Raw genomic sequence first — 16,182 nt, forward strand, 5'->3', positions numbered from 1 at the left:
CCGCGGACCGCCGGCCGTCGGTGGCCGGTCGCGCAGGGCCCCGCGCCCCCGGACGGGTGGGTACGGTCATCGGTGCTTGAGCGGTGTGAGCTGCTCGATGTCGTAGCGCTTGCGGAGTGCCTCGATCGCCTCGTGGTCCGGGGGACCGGCGCTGTTCAGGATCTCCAGCAGTTCCTCGAAGTAGCGCTCGTGCTCGGGCGGCGGGGACGCCTGGAAGAACATCCGCGCCGGGCTGTCCGTCGGGTTGGCGAAGGCGTGCGGGCAGCCGGGCGGTACCGCGATCAGCGTGCCCGGGGTGGCCCGTACCACCTTCGTGCCCGAAACCGACTCCCACTTCTGCCAGTTGTCGGGAGTACGGATCCGCGGCTCGAAGGCGAGAACGTCCAGCTCGCCCTCGAGGACGTAGAACAACTCCTCGCTGCGGGTGTGCACATGGGCGCCCACGTCGAAGCCCGGCGGGACCTCCACCTCGAAGGTGGACGCCATCCGCGAATGGGTTCCCGTCACCTTGAAGGTGACACGCTGGGCCGACGTGTGGACCACACGCCCGTGTCCCGGTGGCACGAGGAGTCCCTCGGTCGTGGTCAGGGGCGCTGTCACCAGGTCACCGGAAGTTCTTCCGGCCCCCGGATCAACGCGCCCTTCCTGAAGGGCACCCGATCCGGGGAGACGGCCAGCCGCAGGCCGGGGAGCCGGTCCAGCAGCGCGTCGAGGAGGAGTTCCTCCTCCAGCCTGCCGAGCTGGCCGCCCGGGCAGTAGTGCGGGCCGAACCCGAAGGAGACATGCGGGTTGGGACTGCGGCCGAGATCGATCGTCCCGGGGTCCGGGAAGACGTCGGGATCACGGTTGGCGGCCAGGTAGGAGACGTAGACCGCGTCTCCCGCCCGGATCCGCACGCCCTTGATCTCCACGTCCTCCAGGGCGATCCGGGACAGCCCCACCGCGCTGCGGTGCGGGATCCAGCGCAGCAGCTCGTCGAGCGCCCGGGGGCGGATCTCCGGCTCGGCGCGCAGCCGGTCGAGGAGGTCGGGCCGGCTCAGCAGCAGGTAGAACATCTGCCCGCTGTTGTTGGTGACCGCCTCGCCGCCGATCTGGAGGAGGACGGCGAGGCCGACGGCCTCCTCCAGCGTGACCTCGCGGCGGCCGACCGCCGCGCCCAGCAACGACGTCACGTCCTCGCCGGAGCTGTCCACGCGCAGGGCGACGAGGTCGGCGAAGTAGGCGCCCATCTCGCGCTTGGCCTTCTCGCTGACCTCCTTGCCGTGGCTCGAGGACAGGATCAGCTGGGTCCACAGGTGCATGGTGTGCCGGTCGGCGGTCGGAACGCCCATCACCTCGCAGATCACCGCGATGGGGAAGGGGCTCAGGACCGTCGCCGTGAGATCGGCCGGCGGCCCCTGCCGGACGAGCCGGTCGACGAGCTCGTCCAGCATGCGGCGGGCCTTCTCCCGGACCCGCTCCACGCCCTTGGAGGTGAGCGCGGGGGCCACCGAACGGCGCAGCCGCGTGTGGTCGGGCGGATCCAGGAAACCGACCGCGCCACGGTCCGGGATGAAGTGCGGGGCGAGCCGGGTGACCGGCTGTTCCATCACGGCCTCGCGGCTGAACCGGAGGTCGTTGGCCACCATCCGCACGTCGTCGTACCGGGTGATCAACCAGGCCCAGCCGTCGCCGTTGGGCAGCTGGATCCGGGTCACCGGCCCTTCCCGCATCAGCTCGGCCAGGGTGGGGTCGAATTCCACCCCCGCCAGGTCCGGCACCTCCCAGTGCCGGACCGGGCAGACGGCCGCGTCGGCGCCCGCCGCGGCGGCTTCGTCGGCGGGGTCGAGCGGTTCGGTGAGCGCCATCTCGGTCAGGCCGCCTCTCCGTCCGGACGCCGCCAGCGACCCAGCGACATCTCCGCGGTGATCCCGGGACCGAAGCCGGCCAGCAGACCGCGCGCCTGGTGTTCGGCGCCGCCCTCCTCGAACATCCGGCGCAGTGCGTCCAGGACGACGGCGCTCGCGATGTTGCCGTACTCGGTGAGTGTGGCCCGGCTGAACCGGAACGCGTGCGGATCGACCTTGAGGAACTTGCTCAGGTCGTCCAGGATCCGGGGCCCGCCCGCGTGGACGATGTAGAAGTCCAGGTCGGACGCGTTCCAGCCGTGCAGTCCTGCCAGGTCCTGGAGCGCCGGCGCCAGCGGCTCCATGGTCGCCGGGACCCGCTTGTCGAGCAGGAAGTGGAACCCGGTGGCCCGGACGTCGTACATGATCCACTCTTCGGTCTTGGGGATCAGGTACGAGCCGTTGCGCTCGAGCTCGACGCCGGTGCCGCCCTTGCCGCGGACCACGGCGGCGGCGATGCCGTCGCCGAACAGGCCGTTGGAGAGCAGCGAGCCGACGCCGAGGTCGGTCGGCTGGTAGCACAGCGAGCAGAACTCGCAGGCCACGATGAGCGCGTTGGCGTTCGGGTACGCGGTGCAGAAGTCGTGCGCCCGGTTGATCGCGGCTCCGCCCGCCGCGCAGCCGAGCTGGGCGATCGGGATCTGGCGGGTGGTGGAGTCGAAGTCCATCTCGTTGATCAGCCACGCGGTGAGCGAGGGCATCATGAAGCCCGTGCACGAGACGTAGATGATCACGTCGATGTCGCTGGTGAGCAGCTCGGCGTCGTCGAGCGCTCGCTGGATCACTGCGGGGACCCGCGACTTGGCCTCGACCTCGTAGAGCTTGTTGCGCTCCTCGAAGCCGGGGTGCTTGAGGGTCTCCTCGATCGGCTGCACGATGTGCCGGGTGCGAACGCCCGTGTTCTCGATCAGTCTCAGCGCCAGTGGCAGCTGCGGGTGGTTCTCGTGGTGGGAGCGCGCCAGTTCCAGCGTCTCCTCCATCGTGATCACGTACTCCGGGACCGACACTGAGGGTTTGCACAAAGTCGCCATGAACCGTGCCTGCTTTCAGCCTTCCGGCGGGTTTGGCCCGACCGGTCAGAGAGGTGGTTCACCTCAGGAGGTGGTTCCTTCACGATCACCCGTGAGGGCGACGATCTCGCGCCGAACTACTCCGAACCGGTGACCCGGTGTCAGGGTCGTATCAGCGCAGAGGTATCCGGACGGGAGGCGGCACGATGCCCGGGACGACTCCGGAACCGCCGAAAAAGAGCAGGTCAGCGCGGACTCTCGCGCCAAGGCGGGGCCACTGGTGCCGGTCGTCGCCGACGGCGGGCCGAAGCCGGGCACGTCTGCCGCGCCGGCCCCGGAACGGCGCCGGGTGGTCCCCGCCGACCGGCGCGTGTTCCTGCATCTGGCGCAGCCCGCCGACGGGGAGCCCGCCGCCGGGTTCTGCACGGCGCCGGCCGACGGCGAGGGGCTCGCGGCACGGCGCCTCACCGCGCTCACCGAGGGGTGCGCGGGGGACGAACCGGGAATGCGCACGCGGGAGTCGCCGCCGGGCCCACCGGGCGTACGTCCGCCGGCTCGCCCTCGACGCCGAACCGGCGGACGCCGTCACGGCCGACGTCGCCGCCCGGGATCGGATGAGGGCGGGCCACCCGTGTCCGCCGAACTACGCCTGCTGCCCGCTGCTGTGGGCGATGCAGGCCACGTCGATCCGGTCGGCGAGCTTCGCCAGTTCGATGGTCAGGGCGGCCACCGTGTCCTCGTCCAGTCCGCTCTCCCCGGCCTCCACCAGCCGCACCCACCGTCCACCCATGGTCCGCAGCAACTTACTCACGTCGGCGGCGGCCACCTGAAGGGTTCCGCGGTCGTCGACGATCAGAGGCAGAGTCACTTCCCGGTTCACACCCGGATCGTAGCCGCGCAACCCTCACGCACCCTGCCAAACAGTGGTGATGTTGCAGAACTCCCGGATTCCGTGCCCGGACAGCTCACGCCCGTAGCCGGACCGCTTCACACCCCCGAACGGGAACGCCGGGTGGGAGGCGGTCATGCCGTTGACGAAGACACCGCCCGCCTCCAGGTCCCGGACGAACCGGTCCACCTCGGCGTCGTCCCGCGTCCACACGTTCGAACTGAGCCCGAAGGGCGAGTCGTTGGCGATGAGGACCGCCTCGTCCAGGTCCCCGGCCCGGTAGAGGGTGGCCACCGGCCCGAACGCCTCCTCCCGGTGGATGCGCATGTCGCGGTGGATCCCGGCGAGCACGGTCGGCGGGTAGAACCAGCCGGGCCCCTCCGGCCGCTGTCCGCCGCACAGCACCCGCGCTCCCGACCGCTTCGCGTCGTCGACGAGCTCCTCCAGGTCGGCCCGCCCCTGCTCGCTCGCGAGCGGTCCCACGTCCGTCCCCTCGTCCATCGGGTCGCCCGTGCGCAGCGCCGCCATGCCCGCCGCGAACCGCTCGGCGAAGGCGTCGTAGACGTCGGTGTGCACGATGAACCGCTTCGCGGCGATGCACGACTGCCCGTTGTTCTGCACGCGCGCGGTCACGGCGGTCCGCGCGGCGCGGTCGAGGTCCGCCGACGGCATCACCACGAAGGGGTCGCTGCCGCCCAGTTCCAGCACCGTCTTCTTGATCATCTCGCCGGCGGTGGCGGCGACCGCGCGGCCCGCGGGTTCGCTGCCGGTGAGGGTGGCCGCCCGCACCCGCTCGTCGCGCAGGATCTCGTCGACCGCGCCGGAGCCGATCAGCAGGGTCTGGAAGCAGCCCTGCGGGAAGCCCGCCCGGTGGAAGAGGTCCTCCAGGTACAGGGCGGTCCGCGGCACGTTCGACGCGTGCTTGAGCAGGCCCACGTTGCCCGCCATCAGCGCCGGCGCGGCGAACCGGACCACCTGCCAGAGCGGGAAGTTCCACGGCATCACGGCCAGCACCGGCCCGATCGGGCGGTAGCGCACCCGCACCCGGGACGCGCCCGAGTCCTTCACGTCCTGCTCCGCCGGCTCCTCGTCGGCCAGCAGCTCCTCCGCGTGGTCGGCGTACCAGCGCATCGCCTTCGCGCACTTCCCGGCCTCCGCGCGGGCCTGCGCGAGCGGCTTGCCCATCTCGGTGGTCATGGTGCGGGCGATGTCGTCGGTGTCCGCGTCCAGCAGGTCGGCGGCCCGGTGCAGCAGACGGGCCCGCTCGGCGAAGGCGCTCGTGCGGTAGGTGCGGAACGTCGCCTCAGCCAGTTCGAGCCGGCGTTCGAGTTCGTCCTCGTCCATGGCCTCGAACGTCTCGAGCGTCTCGCCGGTCGCCGGGTTCACCGTCGCGATGGGCATGGCTGACCTCCCTGGGAGCGGGTTTGCTTCGACCTTCGCGCGCGGCCCGGTGGACCGCAACGCATGCGCGCCTGTTCAGTCCGTGTGCTCCGCCAGCCGGTCGAGAAACGCGGCCTGCGCCGTGACGATCACCTCACGGGCCCGGCCGGGTGCGAGCCAGGCCACCCGGTCCAGCTCGGGGAACTCCTGGATCCGGCCCGAGCGCGGCGGCCACTCCATCGTGAAGGTGCCGGGCTCCATCGCCGCAGGGTCCAGGTCGGCCTCGACCGCCCACACCGTCACGATCTTGCCGTTGCTCTGCCGGACCTCGCCGAGGGCGATCGCCTCGCCGTCCGGCGCCGGCAGGCCCAGCTCCTCCTGGAACTCCCGGCGGGCCGCCTCCCAGGCGGTCTCACCGGGCTCGTACTCGCCCTTCGGAACGCTCCAGGCGCCGGCGTCCTTCTTCGCGAAGAAGGGGCCGCCCATGTGGCCGAGCAGGACCTCGACGCCCCGGTCGGTGTGCCGGAACAACAGCAGTCCGGCGCTTCGCTTCGGCTCGGTCAACGCCGTACCTCCGGATGGGCGGCCAACAGGGTCTCCACCGTATCGGCCTCCTCGGGCCGTTTGTCCTCGCGATGGCGCACCACCCGCGCGAACCGCAGGGTGACCCCGGCCGGGTAGCGGGAGGACCGCTGGAGGCCGTCGTAGGCGATCTCGACGACGAGTTCGGGCCGTACGGTCACCACCCGGCCGTCGTCCGAGACCTCCAGCTCCTTCAGCCGGGCGGTCTGCCACTCCAGCATCGCGTCGGTCATGCCCTTGAAGGTCTTGCCGAGCATGGCGAAGCCGCCGTCCGGGGTGCGGGCGCCGAGATGGAGGTTGGAGAGCCTGCCGGTGCGCCGGCCGTGCCCCCACTCGGCGGCCAGGACGACCAGGTCGAGGGTGTGCACCGGCTTGACCTTGAGCCAGGAGGCGCCGCGCCGGCCGGCGCTGTAGGGGGCGTCCAGGCCCTTGACGACCACGCCCTCGTGCCCGCGCTCCAGGGTGGCGGCCAGGAACTCCTCGGCCGCCGCCGTGTCCCCGGGCCCGGACACCGGCGCCCGGCGGACCCGCATCGGTTCGGGGACCAGCCGGGCCAGCTCCGTGTGCCGTTCGGCGAAGGGCAGGTCGAGGAGGTCGCGGTCGCCGACCGAGAGCGCGTCGAAGAAGACCGGGGAGACCGGGACCTCCCGCGCGGCCTTCGCCACGTCCGTCCGGGACCCGACCCGGCCCGCCGTCTCCTGGAAGGAGCGGGGCCGGCCGGCGCCGTCGAAGGAGATCACCTCACCGTCCAGGACGAACCGATCGCCCGGCAACTCCCGCGCCGCGGACGTCACTTCGGGGAGCCGGTCGGTGATGTCGTCGAGGGTGCGGGTGAAGACCCGCACGCTGTCGCCGTCCCGGTGGACCTGGACCCGGATGCCGTCGAGTTTCTCCTCGACCACGCAGGCGCCCAGCTTCCCGACCGCCTCGGCGACCGAGGAGGCGGTGTGCGCCAGCATCGGCAGCACCGGACGCCCCACCGTGAGCCGGAACCGCGCGAGGGCCGGCGGGCCGTCCGCGAGCAGCGCCCCGGCCACCGTCTGGAGGGACCCGGCGAGCATCACCGCCCGGCGTACGTCTGCCGCGTCCGCGCCGGTCGCCTCTGCCAGTCCCTCCACGGCCACCGCGTCCAGGGCGCCCTGCCGGACCTCACCGGTGAGCAGACCCAGCAGGAAACGCTGCTCCTCGGCGGTGGCCTCACTCATCAACTCGGCCACGATCCGGGCGCGTTCGGCCTGCGAACCGGGACCGGAGACCTTGCCGAGGCCGGTCAGCCGGGCGTCGACCTCCCGCACGGTGAGGGAGGGTTCGCGGGCCGGCGGGACCGGCCGGGACAGCACCTTCCAGCCGACGCCGAGGCGGCCCTGGGGGAGACGGCCGGCCAGATAGGGGATGACGACCGGCACGTCGTCCGGGGCCGTCTCCCGGAAGAGGCCGGCGAACAGCGCGGTCTTGCGGGACCGGGCCGCGGTGGCGGCGACCTCCCGGGACACTTCGGCGAGCCGGCTCAGCAGCATGCAGCCATGGTGCAACGGACGGCGGCGGACTACACCCGCACGGCGGCGTCCAGGTCCTCGAGGAGCAGCTCGCCGTTGATCGCCGCACCGGCGCGGTAGCCGCGGCTCGCCGCGTTCACCACCTGCTCGGCGAAGCCGCTCGCGTTGCCCGCCGCCCACAGGCCGGGCACGGTCGTCAGACCCCGCTCGTCGATCACCGGGTAGGCCCCGAACGGGGTCTGGGCCAGCTCCGCGCCCAACGCCGTGAACAGCTCGTTCCGCGGCACCGGGCGCGGTGCCACGAACAGGGCCTCGCGCGGCTGCGTGCTTCCGTCGGCGAGCCGCACGCCGGTGAACCGGTCGTCCTCGATCCGCAGCCCGGTGACCTCGCCCGGCACCACCCGGACCCCGGCCGCGGCCAGCCGCCGCAGGTCCTCGCCGGACAGCTCGGACTCGGCGACCTGGTGCAGGAACAGCGTCACGTCGTGGGACCACTGGCTCACCATCAGGGCCTGGTGCACGCTCATCGGGGTGGTGGCGAGGACGCCGAAGGCCTGGTCGCGGACCTCCCAGCCATGGCAGTAGGGGCAGTGCAGGACGTCCCGGCCGAACCGCTCGGCGACGCCCGGCACCGGCGGCAGTTCGTCGGCGAGGCCGGTGGCGACCACCAGCTGCCGGGACCGGACCTGCCCGCCGCTCGCCAGCGACACCGTGAAGCCGCCGTCCCGGGACGCGTCCACCGCCCGGTCCCGGACCAGCTCCACGCCGTACCGCGCGATCTCCTCGCGCCCGACGGCCAGGAACTCGGCGGGCGGCATGCCGTCCCGGGACAGGAAACCCTGCATGTGGGCGGCGGGGGCGTTGCGCGGCTCGCCTGCGTCGACGACCAGGGTGCGGCGCCGGGCCCTTCCCAGGACCAGCGCGGCGGACAGCCCGGCCGCGCCGCCGCCGACGACGACCACTTCGTACGTGTCGGTCATGGTGACCACCTCCGTCGCCGACGGTCGCCCACCCGGCGCCGGATTGACAAACGTCTTTGCCGAAACTGCAATACGTGGATGACTACCGACGACGTTCTCGCGGGGGTGGGTCCCCGGCTGCGCCGGCTCCGCAAGGAGCGGGAGGTCACTCTCGCCGCCCTCTCCGAGACCACCGGCATCTCGGTCAGTACCCTGTCCCGGCTGGAGGCGGGCCTGCGCAAGCCCAGCCTGGAGCTGCTGCTGCCGATCGCCCAGGCCCACCAGGTCCCGCTGGACGAGCTGGTCGGCGCCCCGCCGGTCGGGGATCCCCGGGTGCGCGCCAGGCCGATGGAGCGGTACGGCCGCACCTTCTGGCCGCTGACCCGGCAGCCCGGCGGCCTGCAGGCCTTCAAGGTGGTCGAGCCGAAGCGGAATCTCGATCCCGAGCCGCGCACCCACGAGGGGTACGAGTGGCTGTACGTGCTCTCCGGAAAGCTCCGGCTGGTGCTCGGCGAGCACGACGTCGTGCTGGCGGCGGGGGAGGCGGCCGAGTTCGACACCCGGGTGCCGCACTGGTTCGGGTCCACGGGGGAGGGGCCGGTGGAGTTCCTCAGCCTGTTCGGGCCGCAGGGGGAGCGGATGCACGTGCGGGCGAGGCCGAGAAGCACGCCGTGACGCGTCCGCCGTGCCGCCGGCTGTTCCCTCAGCGGCAAGCGACCGCTTAGTATGCGGTGGACCCCGACGAAGCAGTCTGTGGAGGCACCGCATGCAGGCATGGCAAGTGCACGAGAACGGCGAGCCGAGCGAGGTGATGCGGCTCCAGGAGGTGGAGCGGCCCACGCCCGGCGACGGCCAGGTCCTGCTCAAGGTGCGCGCCGCCAACGTCAACTTCCCCGATGTGCTGATGTGCCGGGGCCAGTACCAGGTGCGTCCGCCGCTGCCGTTCACGCCCGGCGTGGAGATCTGCGGCGAGACCGAGGACGGGCGCCGGGTGATCGCCAACCCGGTGCTGCCCTACGGCGGCTTCGCCGAGTACGCGGTCGCGGACGCCGCCGCCCTGCTGCCCGCTCCCGACGCGCTGGACGACGCCGAGACCGCCGCCCTGCACATCGGGTACCAGACCGGCTGGTTCGGACTGCACCGCCGGGCCGCGCTCCAGGCCGGCGAGACACTGCTGGTGCACGCCGCCGCCGGCGGGGTCGGCAGCGCCGCCGTACAGCTCGGCAAGGCGGCCGGGGCCACCGTGATCGGCGTGGTGGGCGGTGCCGGCAAGGCGGCCGTCGCCCGCGAGCTGGGCTGCGACGTCGTCATCGACCGGCGTGCCGAGGACGTGGTCGGCGCCGTGAAGGCGGCCACCGGCGGCCGGGGCGCCGACGTGATCTACGACCCGGTCGGCGGCGAGGCGTACACCCAGTCGGCCAAGACCGTCGCCTTCGAGGGCCGGATCGTGGTCGTCGGCTTCGCGAGCGGCACCATCCCGAGCCCGGCGCTCAACCACGCCCTGGTCAAGAACTACTCGATCATGGGCCTGCACTGGGGCCTGTACGCCACCAAGAACCCCAAGCTGATCCTGGACTGCCACCAGCGGCTCACCGAACTGGCCGCCGAAGGTGCCATCAAGCCGCTGGTCAGCGAGCGGGTCCCGCTGGCGGAGGCCGCCGCTGCCGTGCAGCGACTCGGCGACGGCGTCACCACCGGCCGGGTCACCGTCCTGCCGAACGGAGCCGGAGCATGACCGACGCCGCCGAACTCTCCCGCCGCACCGCGGAGTTGCTGGCCGCCCACCCGCCCGCCGGCACGGACCGGCTCGACTTCCTCAAGGCCCGCTTCGACGCGGGACTGGCCTGGGTGCACTACCCGCAGGGCCTCGGCGGACTGGGCGCCCCGCGTTCCCTCCAGGCCGTCGTGGACGCCGCGCTGGAGGCCGCGGGCGCCCCGGACAACGACTCCCGGCGCAACGGCATCGGGCTCGGCATGGCCGCCCCGACCATCCTCAAGTACGGGACGGACGAGCAGAAGCAGCGCTTCCTGCGGCCGCTGTGGACCGGCGAGGAGGTGTGGTGCCAGCTGTTCAGCGAACCGGGTGCCGGATCCGACCTGGCCGCGCTCGGCACCCGGGCCGTCCGTGAGGGCGAGGACTGGATCGTCAACGGGCAGAAGGTGTGGACCTCCGGAGCGCACAACGCCCGCTGGGCCATCCTCATCGCCCGCACCGACCCGGACGTGCCCAAGCACGCCGGCATCACCTACTTCGTCTGCGACATGACCGACCCGGGCGTGGACGTGCGCCCGCTGCGGCAGATCACCGGCGAGGCCGAGTTCAACGAGGTCTTCCTCACCGACGTCCGCATCCCCGACGCCCACCGCCTCGGCGAGGCCGGCGACGGCTGGCGGGTCGCGCAGACCACGCTGAACAACGAGCGCGTCGCCATCGGCGGCATGCGGCTGCCCCGCGAGGGCGGCATGATCGGCCCGGTCGCGCGGACCTGGCGCGAGCGTCCCGAGCTGCGCACCCACGACCTGCACCAGCGGCTGCTGAAGCTGTGGGTCGAGACCGAGGTCGCCCGGCTCACCGCCGAGCGGCTGCGCCAGCAGCTCGTCGCGGGACAGCCCGGCCCCGAGGGTGCCGGCATGAAGCTCGCCTTCGCCCGCCTCAACCAGGAGATCAGCGGCCTTGAGGTCGAACTCCGGGGCGAGGAAGGCCTGTTGTACGACGACTGGACGATGCGGCGGCCCGAACTGGTCGACTTCACCGGCCGGGACGCCGGCTACCGGTACCTCCGCGCCAAGGGCAACAGCATCGAGGGCGGGACCAGCGAGGTCCTGCTGAACATCGTCGCCGAACGCGTCCTCGGCCTGCCCGCCGAGCCGCGCACCGACAAGGACGTCGCCTGGAAGGACCTCGCCCGATGAGCACACAGCCCGATCTGCTGTACTCGGAGGAGGAAGAGGCGCTGCGGGCCGCGGTGCGTGACCTGCTCTCCGACCGCTGCGAGGCGGCCGGGGTGATCGCGCGCACCGAGTCGGACGCGCCGCACGACGCGGCCGCCTGGAAGTCCCTCACCGAGGGCATGGGGCTCGCCGGGCTGCTGATTCCGGAGAAGCTGGGCGGGCAGGGTGCCTCGCACCGCGAAGTCGGCGTCGTACTGGAGGAGTTGGGCCGGGCGGTGGCGCCGGTCCCGTATCTGACCAGTGCGGTCGTGGCGACCGAGGCGCTGCTGGCTTGCGACGACGGGCAGTTGCTCGGGAAGCTGGCGTCCGGGCGGACGGTGGGGGCGCTGGCCGTGGGCCTGCACGTCGCCCCGGGCGGCGGGTTCGCGACCGTACGCGTCGAGGACGGCCGCCTGTACGGCGAGTTGACCGGCATCGCGGACGCGGTCGCCGCGGACGTGCTGCTGGTGCCCGGGGACGACGGCGGGCTGTACGCGGTCGAGGCGGGTGCCGTGACCGTCACCCCGCAGATCTCCCTGGACCTCACCCGGCCGCTCGCCGCGGTGGTCCTCGACGGGGCGACCGGGCGTCACCTGGGCGACGCGGAGCCCGCGGTACGGCGCGGACTGCGGGCCGGGGCCGGACTGCTGGCCGCCGAGCAGTTCGGACTCGCCGAGTGGGCGCTGACCGAGACCGTGCGGTACCTCAAGGAACGCAAGCAGTTCAACCGCCCGGTGGGCGGGTTCCAGGCGCTCAAGCACCGGCTGGCGCAGCTGTGGCTGGAGGTGGTGAACCTCCGGGCCGCCGCGCGGGGGGCCGCCGACGCGCTGGCCCGCGACGAGGACGCCGACGTGCTGGTGGCGGTCGCGCAGGCCTACGCGGGGCCGGTCGCCGTGCACGCCGCCGAGGAGGCGCTGCAGTTGCACGCGGGGATCGGCATGACCTGGGAACATCCGATCCACCTGTATCTGAAGCGGGCCAAGGCGGATTCGCTCGCGTTCGGGACGGCGGGGGCACACCGGGAGGCGCTGGCGGGCCTCGTGGATCTCCAGGCCCCGTAAGGGGACGGCCGTCGCGCGCCGGTCCGGGGGCCCGCTCGCACACGCGGCGGAACCGTGCGGTGACACCACCCGATCGGGGGACGTGTCGACCGCACGGGCCCGACCTCCGCTACGCCACACTTGCGGCCGAACGCCCCGGAAGGGGCGTGGCGGAGGAGGTTCGCGATGGCCGTTTCCATCTCTGTGGTGCTGCTGCTTCTGTTGCTGGCCGTGCTCTTCATGCGCCAGGGCGGGCTGAAGATCTCGCACGCCCTGGTCTGCATGCTGCTCGGCTTCTACCTGGCCAGCACCAGCATGGCGCCGACCATCAGCAGTGGGCTCACCGCGACCGCCGACATGGTGAGCGGCCTGCGCCCTTGAGCCTGTGCCCTTGAGCCTGCGCCGCTGAGCCTGTGCCCCTGAGCCGGCGGTCGCGGGGCCGAGGTCAGGGCTTCGAGAAGATCCCGATCCCGTTCGCCACGGGGCGTTCCGGGCTCTCGGTGGGGTGGTTGAGCACACTCACCGTCCGGTCGCCCGGGGTGCGGGCCACCAGGGTCGTGGAGCCGCCGCCGTCCAGGCTGAACGCGTCGACGGCACCCAACGCGCGCATCTCGTCGGCCACTTCGGCGATGGTCAGGCCGCTGCGGTAGGCCACCGCGCCGTCCAGCGCGAGCAGCAGCAGGCGGCGGCCGCCGCTCGTGTAGCCCGCCGCCGTGCGTACGGCCGAGGTGGTGTCGTCGAGCCCGTCCAACGGCCGGCCGCCGCGCAGGACCGGGTAGCCGCCGACCGCGAAGGTGTAGGGGACCCTGGTGGCGGACGCCACCATCTGCCTGCGCACCGTGACCCGTTCGCCCGTGGTGAGCGCGCGCAGTCTGTCCGCGCCGGCCTCCCGGCCCAGCAGAACGGTGGTCCCCGCCGCGATCGGGCCGCTGCCGGGGCCGTCGGCGGCGGTGACGACCCTGCCCCCGCGGACCCGCACCTCGTACGTGTCCGTGCTGCAGCCGGCCGCCCGACTGGTGTCCGAGCCGCAGGTGGCGCGCTTGCGGGAGGCCGATCCCCAGGCGGCCGTGTAGGCGCCGACGGAACCCTGCGCCAGCGCGTACTGGTTGAGCCCGCGCAGCGCGAGGGTCCCGTCGGGGGTGCGGATGGTGCCGACGAACTTCAGCCGGTCCATCCGGGCCCTGCGGTCCACGCCGACGCCGAGGACGTCGGTGGTGTCGGTGCCAGGCGGCAGCGACGGGCCGAACCGCTGGGCCGTCGGCACCGCGGACTTGAGGAGCCGGCCGTGGGCGATCGCCGGGCCGACGCTCGCGCCGGTCGCCTCCACGCCCGGGTGCTGGGTCTCGTTGATGTTGAAGAAGTCGCCGTTGACGCCCGCGACCGCGCCCGCCGTGTCGGCCATCGTGGACACCGGCGCCCGGGCGGCCACCGCGCCCGGGTCGAGGAGGTCCACCCGGACGTGCGGATCGGACAGGTCGACGGTGAGCAGATGGGCGTGGACCGTGCCCCTGGCCGCCGGGAGGTCGAACTGCCGGTAGGTGACGCCGGACGCGATCCGGCCGGTGCCCGGCGCGGCGCCGGCCGGTTCCGCCCCCGCGAGGGCGGCACCGGCCAGCACGCCGGACGTCGTGAGAATCGTGAACAGAGTTCGGGTCGTCGTGGCAAGTCGTCTCTGACGATGCGTCACCGCACCCCCTGATGTCTCGTCGAGTCCCAGGACTCAGGGAAGTGCAGCAGACGGGAGTGACCGGCAGGTCGGCTAGACGTCGACTACGCGCGAACGGGTGAGAAAACGCACCCCCTCGGGTGCCTCCAGGGAGAAGCCGCTGCCCCGTCCGGGCACCACGTCGACGATCAGGCGGGTGTGGCTCCACGCCTCGTACTGGCTGCGGGACATCCAGAAGGTGACCGGCTCCTCGACGCCGTCCACCGCCAGCTCGGCCAGCAGCACGTCCGAGCCGCCGGTGCGGAACTCCCCGTCGGGGTAGCACATGGGCGCGCTGCCGTCGCAGCAGCCGCCGGACTGATGGAACATCAGCGGGCCGTGCTCGGCCCGCAGTCGGCGCACCAACTCGGCTGCCTGCGGGGTCAGTTCGACGCGCGGGGGCGCTGTCCGGTCGGTCATGGTCACCCTCCTGGGGCCGGGGTGTCGGATCCCCTCAGTCTCACCCCTCGTCACCGGCCGGTCCAGAAGCGGTCGTCGACTGTCCGGCACGCGCATCCTTCGCCGAGCCGGGACCCCGCCCGGCGCGCCCCGAAGTCCGCCCGCCTCGACCCGACGCTCGCTCGGCTTGCCGGGCTCCCGCCCGGCGCGACCCGACGCCCGCTCGGCTTACCCGGACACCCCGCTCGGCTCGCTCGGACACCCCGCCCGCCACGTCTGGCCATCACGCCCCGACGACCGCGGTCGCCGTCCCGCCCGGCGGGCACCGCGCCGGCCTGACCGCGGTGTCAGGGCGCGTGGTCGGCGGCGCAGGTCACCCGTCGCCCGACGGACCGCGCCCGCGGCCCCGGGGCGCGGGGTCGCTCCCGCGCGACCATTGACCCGGACGCGTCCACATCCCTAACCTCTGTCTCCGTACGTAGATGTAGTCTCTGTACGTAGATCCGGTCCCTGTATGCAGGCGTCCTTCGCGACCGTGGACGTGACGCCCGGTTCCGTAAGGACGTTCCGCCCATGAGCCAGCCCGTCGTCACCCGCTTCTCCGTGTACCCGGTGGCAGGCCGGGACTCCATGCTGCTCAACCTCTCCGGCGCCCACGCCCCCTGCTTCACCCGCAACGTCCTGGTCGTCGAGGACTCCGAGGGCCGGACGGGGCTCGGCGAGGTGCCCGGCGGAGAGGCGATCACCCGGACGCTGCGGGACGCGGAGCCCCTGGTCGTCGGCGCGCGCCTGGGCGACCACAAGCGGGTGCTGCGGGCCATGGGGGAGGCGTTCGGCCGCCGGGACGCCGCCGGCCGCGGTGAGCAGACCTTCGACCTGCGCACGACCGTGCACGCCGTCACCGCCGTCGAGTCCGCCCTCCTCGACCTGCTGGGCCAGCACCTGGAGGTGCCCGTCGCCGCCCTGCTCGGCGACGGCAAGCAGCGCGACTCGGTACGCGTCCTCGGTTACCTCTTCTACGTCGGCGACCCCGACCGCACCGACCTGGACTACCTGCGCGAACCCGACGCCGACGTGGCCTGGCACCGCGTCCGGCGCGAGCAGGCCCTCACCCCGGAGGCGATCGTCCGGCAGGCGGAGGCGGCCTACGACCACTACGGCTTCCGTGACTTCAAGCTCAAGGGCGGGGTCCTGGCCGGAGCCGAGGAGGTCGAGGCCGTCACCGCGCTCAAGGAGCGCTTCCCCGAAGCCCGTGTCACCCTCGACCCCAACGGCGCCTGGTCACTGCGGGAAGCCGTCGAACTGTGCCGGCCGCTGCTCGGCACCCTCGCCTACGCCGAGGACCCCTGCGGGGCCGAGGCGGGCTACTCCGGGCGCGAGATCCTCGCCGAGTTCCGCCGGGCCACCGGCCTGCCCACCGCGACCAACATGATCGCCACCGACTGGCGGCAGCTCACCCACGCCCTGGCCCTGCAGTCGGTCTCCATCCCGCTCGCGGACCCGCACTTCTGGACCATGAGCGGTTCGGTACGGGTGGCACAGCTCTGCCACGAGACGGGGCTGACCTGGGGCTGCCACTCCAACAACCACTTCGACATCTCGCTGGCGATGATGGCCCACTGCGGCGCCGCGGCCCCCGGCGACTACAACGCCCTGGACACGCACTGGATCTGGCAGGAGGGCCAGGAGCGTCTGACGGTCGCGCCGCCGCGCGTCGTCGACGGCGAGGTCGCCGTCACCGACGCCCCCGGGCTCGGCATCCGGCTGGACATGGACCGGCTGCTCGCGGCCCACGCCCTCCACGAGGAGCGGGGCCTCGGCGCGGGCCGCGACGACGCGGCCGGGATGCGCTACCTCGTGGACGGCTGGACCTTCGACGCGAAGCGGCCCTGCCTGGTGCGGTGA

Annotated in this window: 16 protein-coding genes; 6 read left to right on the plus strand and 10 right to left on the minus strand. The window is 72.9% G+C overall.

Annotated features, from left to right (window positions below; genetic code table 11):
• Positions 1-66: 66 nt before the first annotated feature.
• From ACFY3I_RS33800 to ACFY3I_RS33835, 8 genes are all read right to left on the minus strand, one after another.
• Positions 67-588, minus strand: a complete 522-nt coding sequence (locus ACFY3I_RS33800) for a cupin domain-containing protein (RefSeq protein WP_365285457.1) — start codon at positions 586-588, stop codon at positions 67-69.
• Between the two features lie 8 nt (positions 589-596).
• Positions 597-1,856 carry a cytochrome P450 gene (locus tag ACFY3I_RS33805; protein WP_390864924.1) on the minus strand — a complete coding sequence of 420 codons (1,260 nt, stop codon included), beginning with the start codon at positions 1,854-1,856 and terminating at the stop codon, positions 597-599.
• The gene (locus tag ACFY3I_RS33810; RefSeq protein ID WP_365285313.1) at positions 1,853-2,917 is read right to left on the minus strand and encodes a type III polyketide synthase; all 1,065 of its coding nucleotides are present in this window, start codon (positions 2,915-2,917) and stop codon (positions 1,853-1,855) included. The genes ACFY3I_RS33805 and ACFY3I_RS33810 overlap by 4 nt, the downstream gene beginning before the upstream one ends.
• A 622-nt stretch (positions 2,918-3,539) precedes the next feature.
• Complete coding sequence (locus ACFY3I_RS33815; RefSeq protein ID WP_365285315.1) at positions 3,540-3,776, minus strand: DUF6213 family protein; 237 nt, start codon at positions 3,774-3,776, stop codon at positions 3,540-3,542.
• Between the two features lie 24 nt (positions 3,777-3,800).
• Positions 3,801-5,186, minus strand: coding sequence for an NADP-dependent succinic semialdehyde dehydrogenase (locus ACFY3I_RS33820; protein WP_365285317.1), 1,386 nt, complete (start codon positions 5,184-5,186; stop codon positions 3,801-3,803).
• 75 nt (positions 5,187-5,261) lie between these two features.
• Positions 5,262-5,729, minus strand: coding sequence for an NUDIX domain-containing protein (locus ACFY3I_RS33825; protein ID WP_390864810.1), 468 nt, complete (start codon positions 5,727-5,729; stop codon positions 5,262-5,264).
• Entirely contained in the window at positions 5,726-7,264 is a 1,539-nt protein-coding gene (locus ACFY3I_RS33830) for an ATP-dependent DNA ligase (RefSeq protein WP_390864811.1), read from the minus strand. Before ACFY3I_RS33830 ends, ACFY3I_RS33825 begins: the two co-directional genes overlap by 4 nt.
• 29 nt (positions 7,265-7,293) lie before the next feature.
• Positions 7,294-8,223 carry an NAD(P)/FAD-dependent oxidoreductase gene (locus ACFY3I_RS33835; protein ID WP_390864812.1) on the minus strand — a complete coding sequence of 310 codons (930 nt, stop codon included), beginning with the start codon at positions 8,221-8,223 and terminating at the stop codon, positions 7,294-7,296.
• Between the two features lie 78 nt (positions 8,224-8,301).
• Here ACFY3I_RS33835 and ACFY3I_RS33840 point away from each other — a divergent pair, with 78 nt between their 5' ends.
• The 5 genes from ACFY3I_RS33840 to ACFY3I_RS33860 all read left to right on the plus strand — a co-directional run bounded on the left by ACFY3I_RS33840 (position 8,302) and on the right by ACFY3I_RS33860 (position 12,554).
• Entirely contained in the window at positions 8,302-8,877 is a 576-nt protein-coding gene (locus ACFY3I_RS33840) for a helix-turn-helix domain-containing protein (RefSeq protein ID WP_390864813.1), read from the plus strand.
• A gap of 91 nt (positions 8,878-8,968) precedes the next feature.
• The gene (locus tag ACFY3I_RS33845) at positions 8,969-9,937 is read left to right on the plus strand and encodes an NADPH:quinone oxidoreductase family protein (RefSeq protein WP_390864814.1); all 969 of its coding nucleotides are present in this window, start codon (positions 8,969-8,971) and stop codon (positions 9,935-9,937) included.
• A complete protein-coding gene (locus tag ACFY3I_RS33850; protein ID WP_390864815.1) occupies positions 9,934-11,115 on the plus strand; it encodes an acyl-CoA dehydrogenase family protein in 1,182 nt (393 codons plus the stop codon). Before ACFY3I_RS33845 ends, ACFY3I_RS33850 begins: the two co-directional genes overlap by 4 nt.
• Complete coding sequence (locus tag ACFY3I_RS33855; RefSeq protein WP_390864816.1) at positions 11,112-12,194, plus strand: acyl-CoA dehydrogenase family protein; 1,083 nt, start codon at positions 11,112-11,114, stop codon at positions 12,192-12,194. The genes ACFY3I_RS33850 and ACFY3I_RS33855 overlap by 4 nt, the downstream gene beginning before the upstream one ends.
• Before the next feature lie 165 nt (positions 12,195-12,359).
• Complete coding sequence (locus tag ACFY3I_RS33860) at positions 12,360-12,554, plus strand: hypothetical protein (protein WP_365285333.1); 195 nt, start codon at positions 12,360-12,362, stop codon at positions 12,552-12,554.
• A 64-nt stretch (positions 12,555-12,618) separates the two neighbouring features.
• Here the strand turns inward: ACFY3I_RS33860 and ACFY3I_RS33865 are convergent, their stop codons facing one another.
• Complete coding sequence (locus tag ACFY3I_RS33865) at positions 12,619-13,860, minus strand: phosphodiester glycosidase family protein (RefSeq protein WP_390864817.1); 1,242 nt, start codon at positions 13,858-13,860, stop codon at positions 12,619-12,621.
• Between the two features lie 72 nt (positions 13,861-13,932).
• A complete protein-coding gene (locus tag ACFY3I_RS33870) occupies positions 13,933-14,298 on the minus strand; it encodes a DUF779 domain-containing protein (protein ID WP_390864818.1) in 366 nt (121 codons plus the stop codon).
• Between the two features lie 552 nt (positions 14,299-14,850).
• Between ACFY3I_RS33870 and ACFY3I_RS33875 the strand changes: the two genes are divergently transcribed.
• Positions 14,851-16,182: an enolase C-terminal domain-like protein gene (locus tag ACFY3I_RS33875; protein ID WP_390864819.1), complete on the plus strand. Its 1,332-nt coding sequence runs from the start codon at positions 14,851-14,853 to the stop codon at positions 16,180-16,182.

It is taken from the genome of Streptomyces sp. NPDC001068, from assembly GCF_042897315.1.
GTDB lineage: Bacteria > Actinomycetota > Actinomycetes > Streptomycetales > Streptomycetaceae > Streptomyces.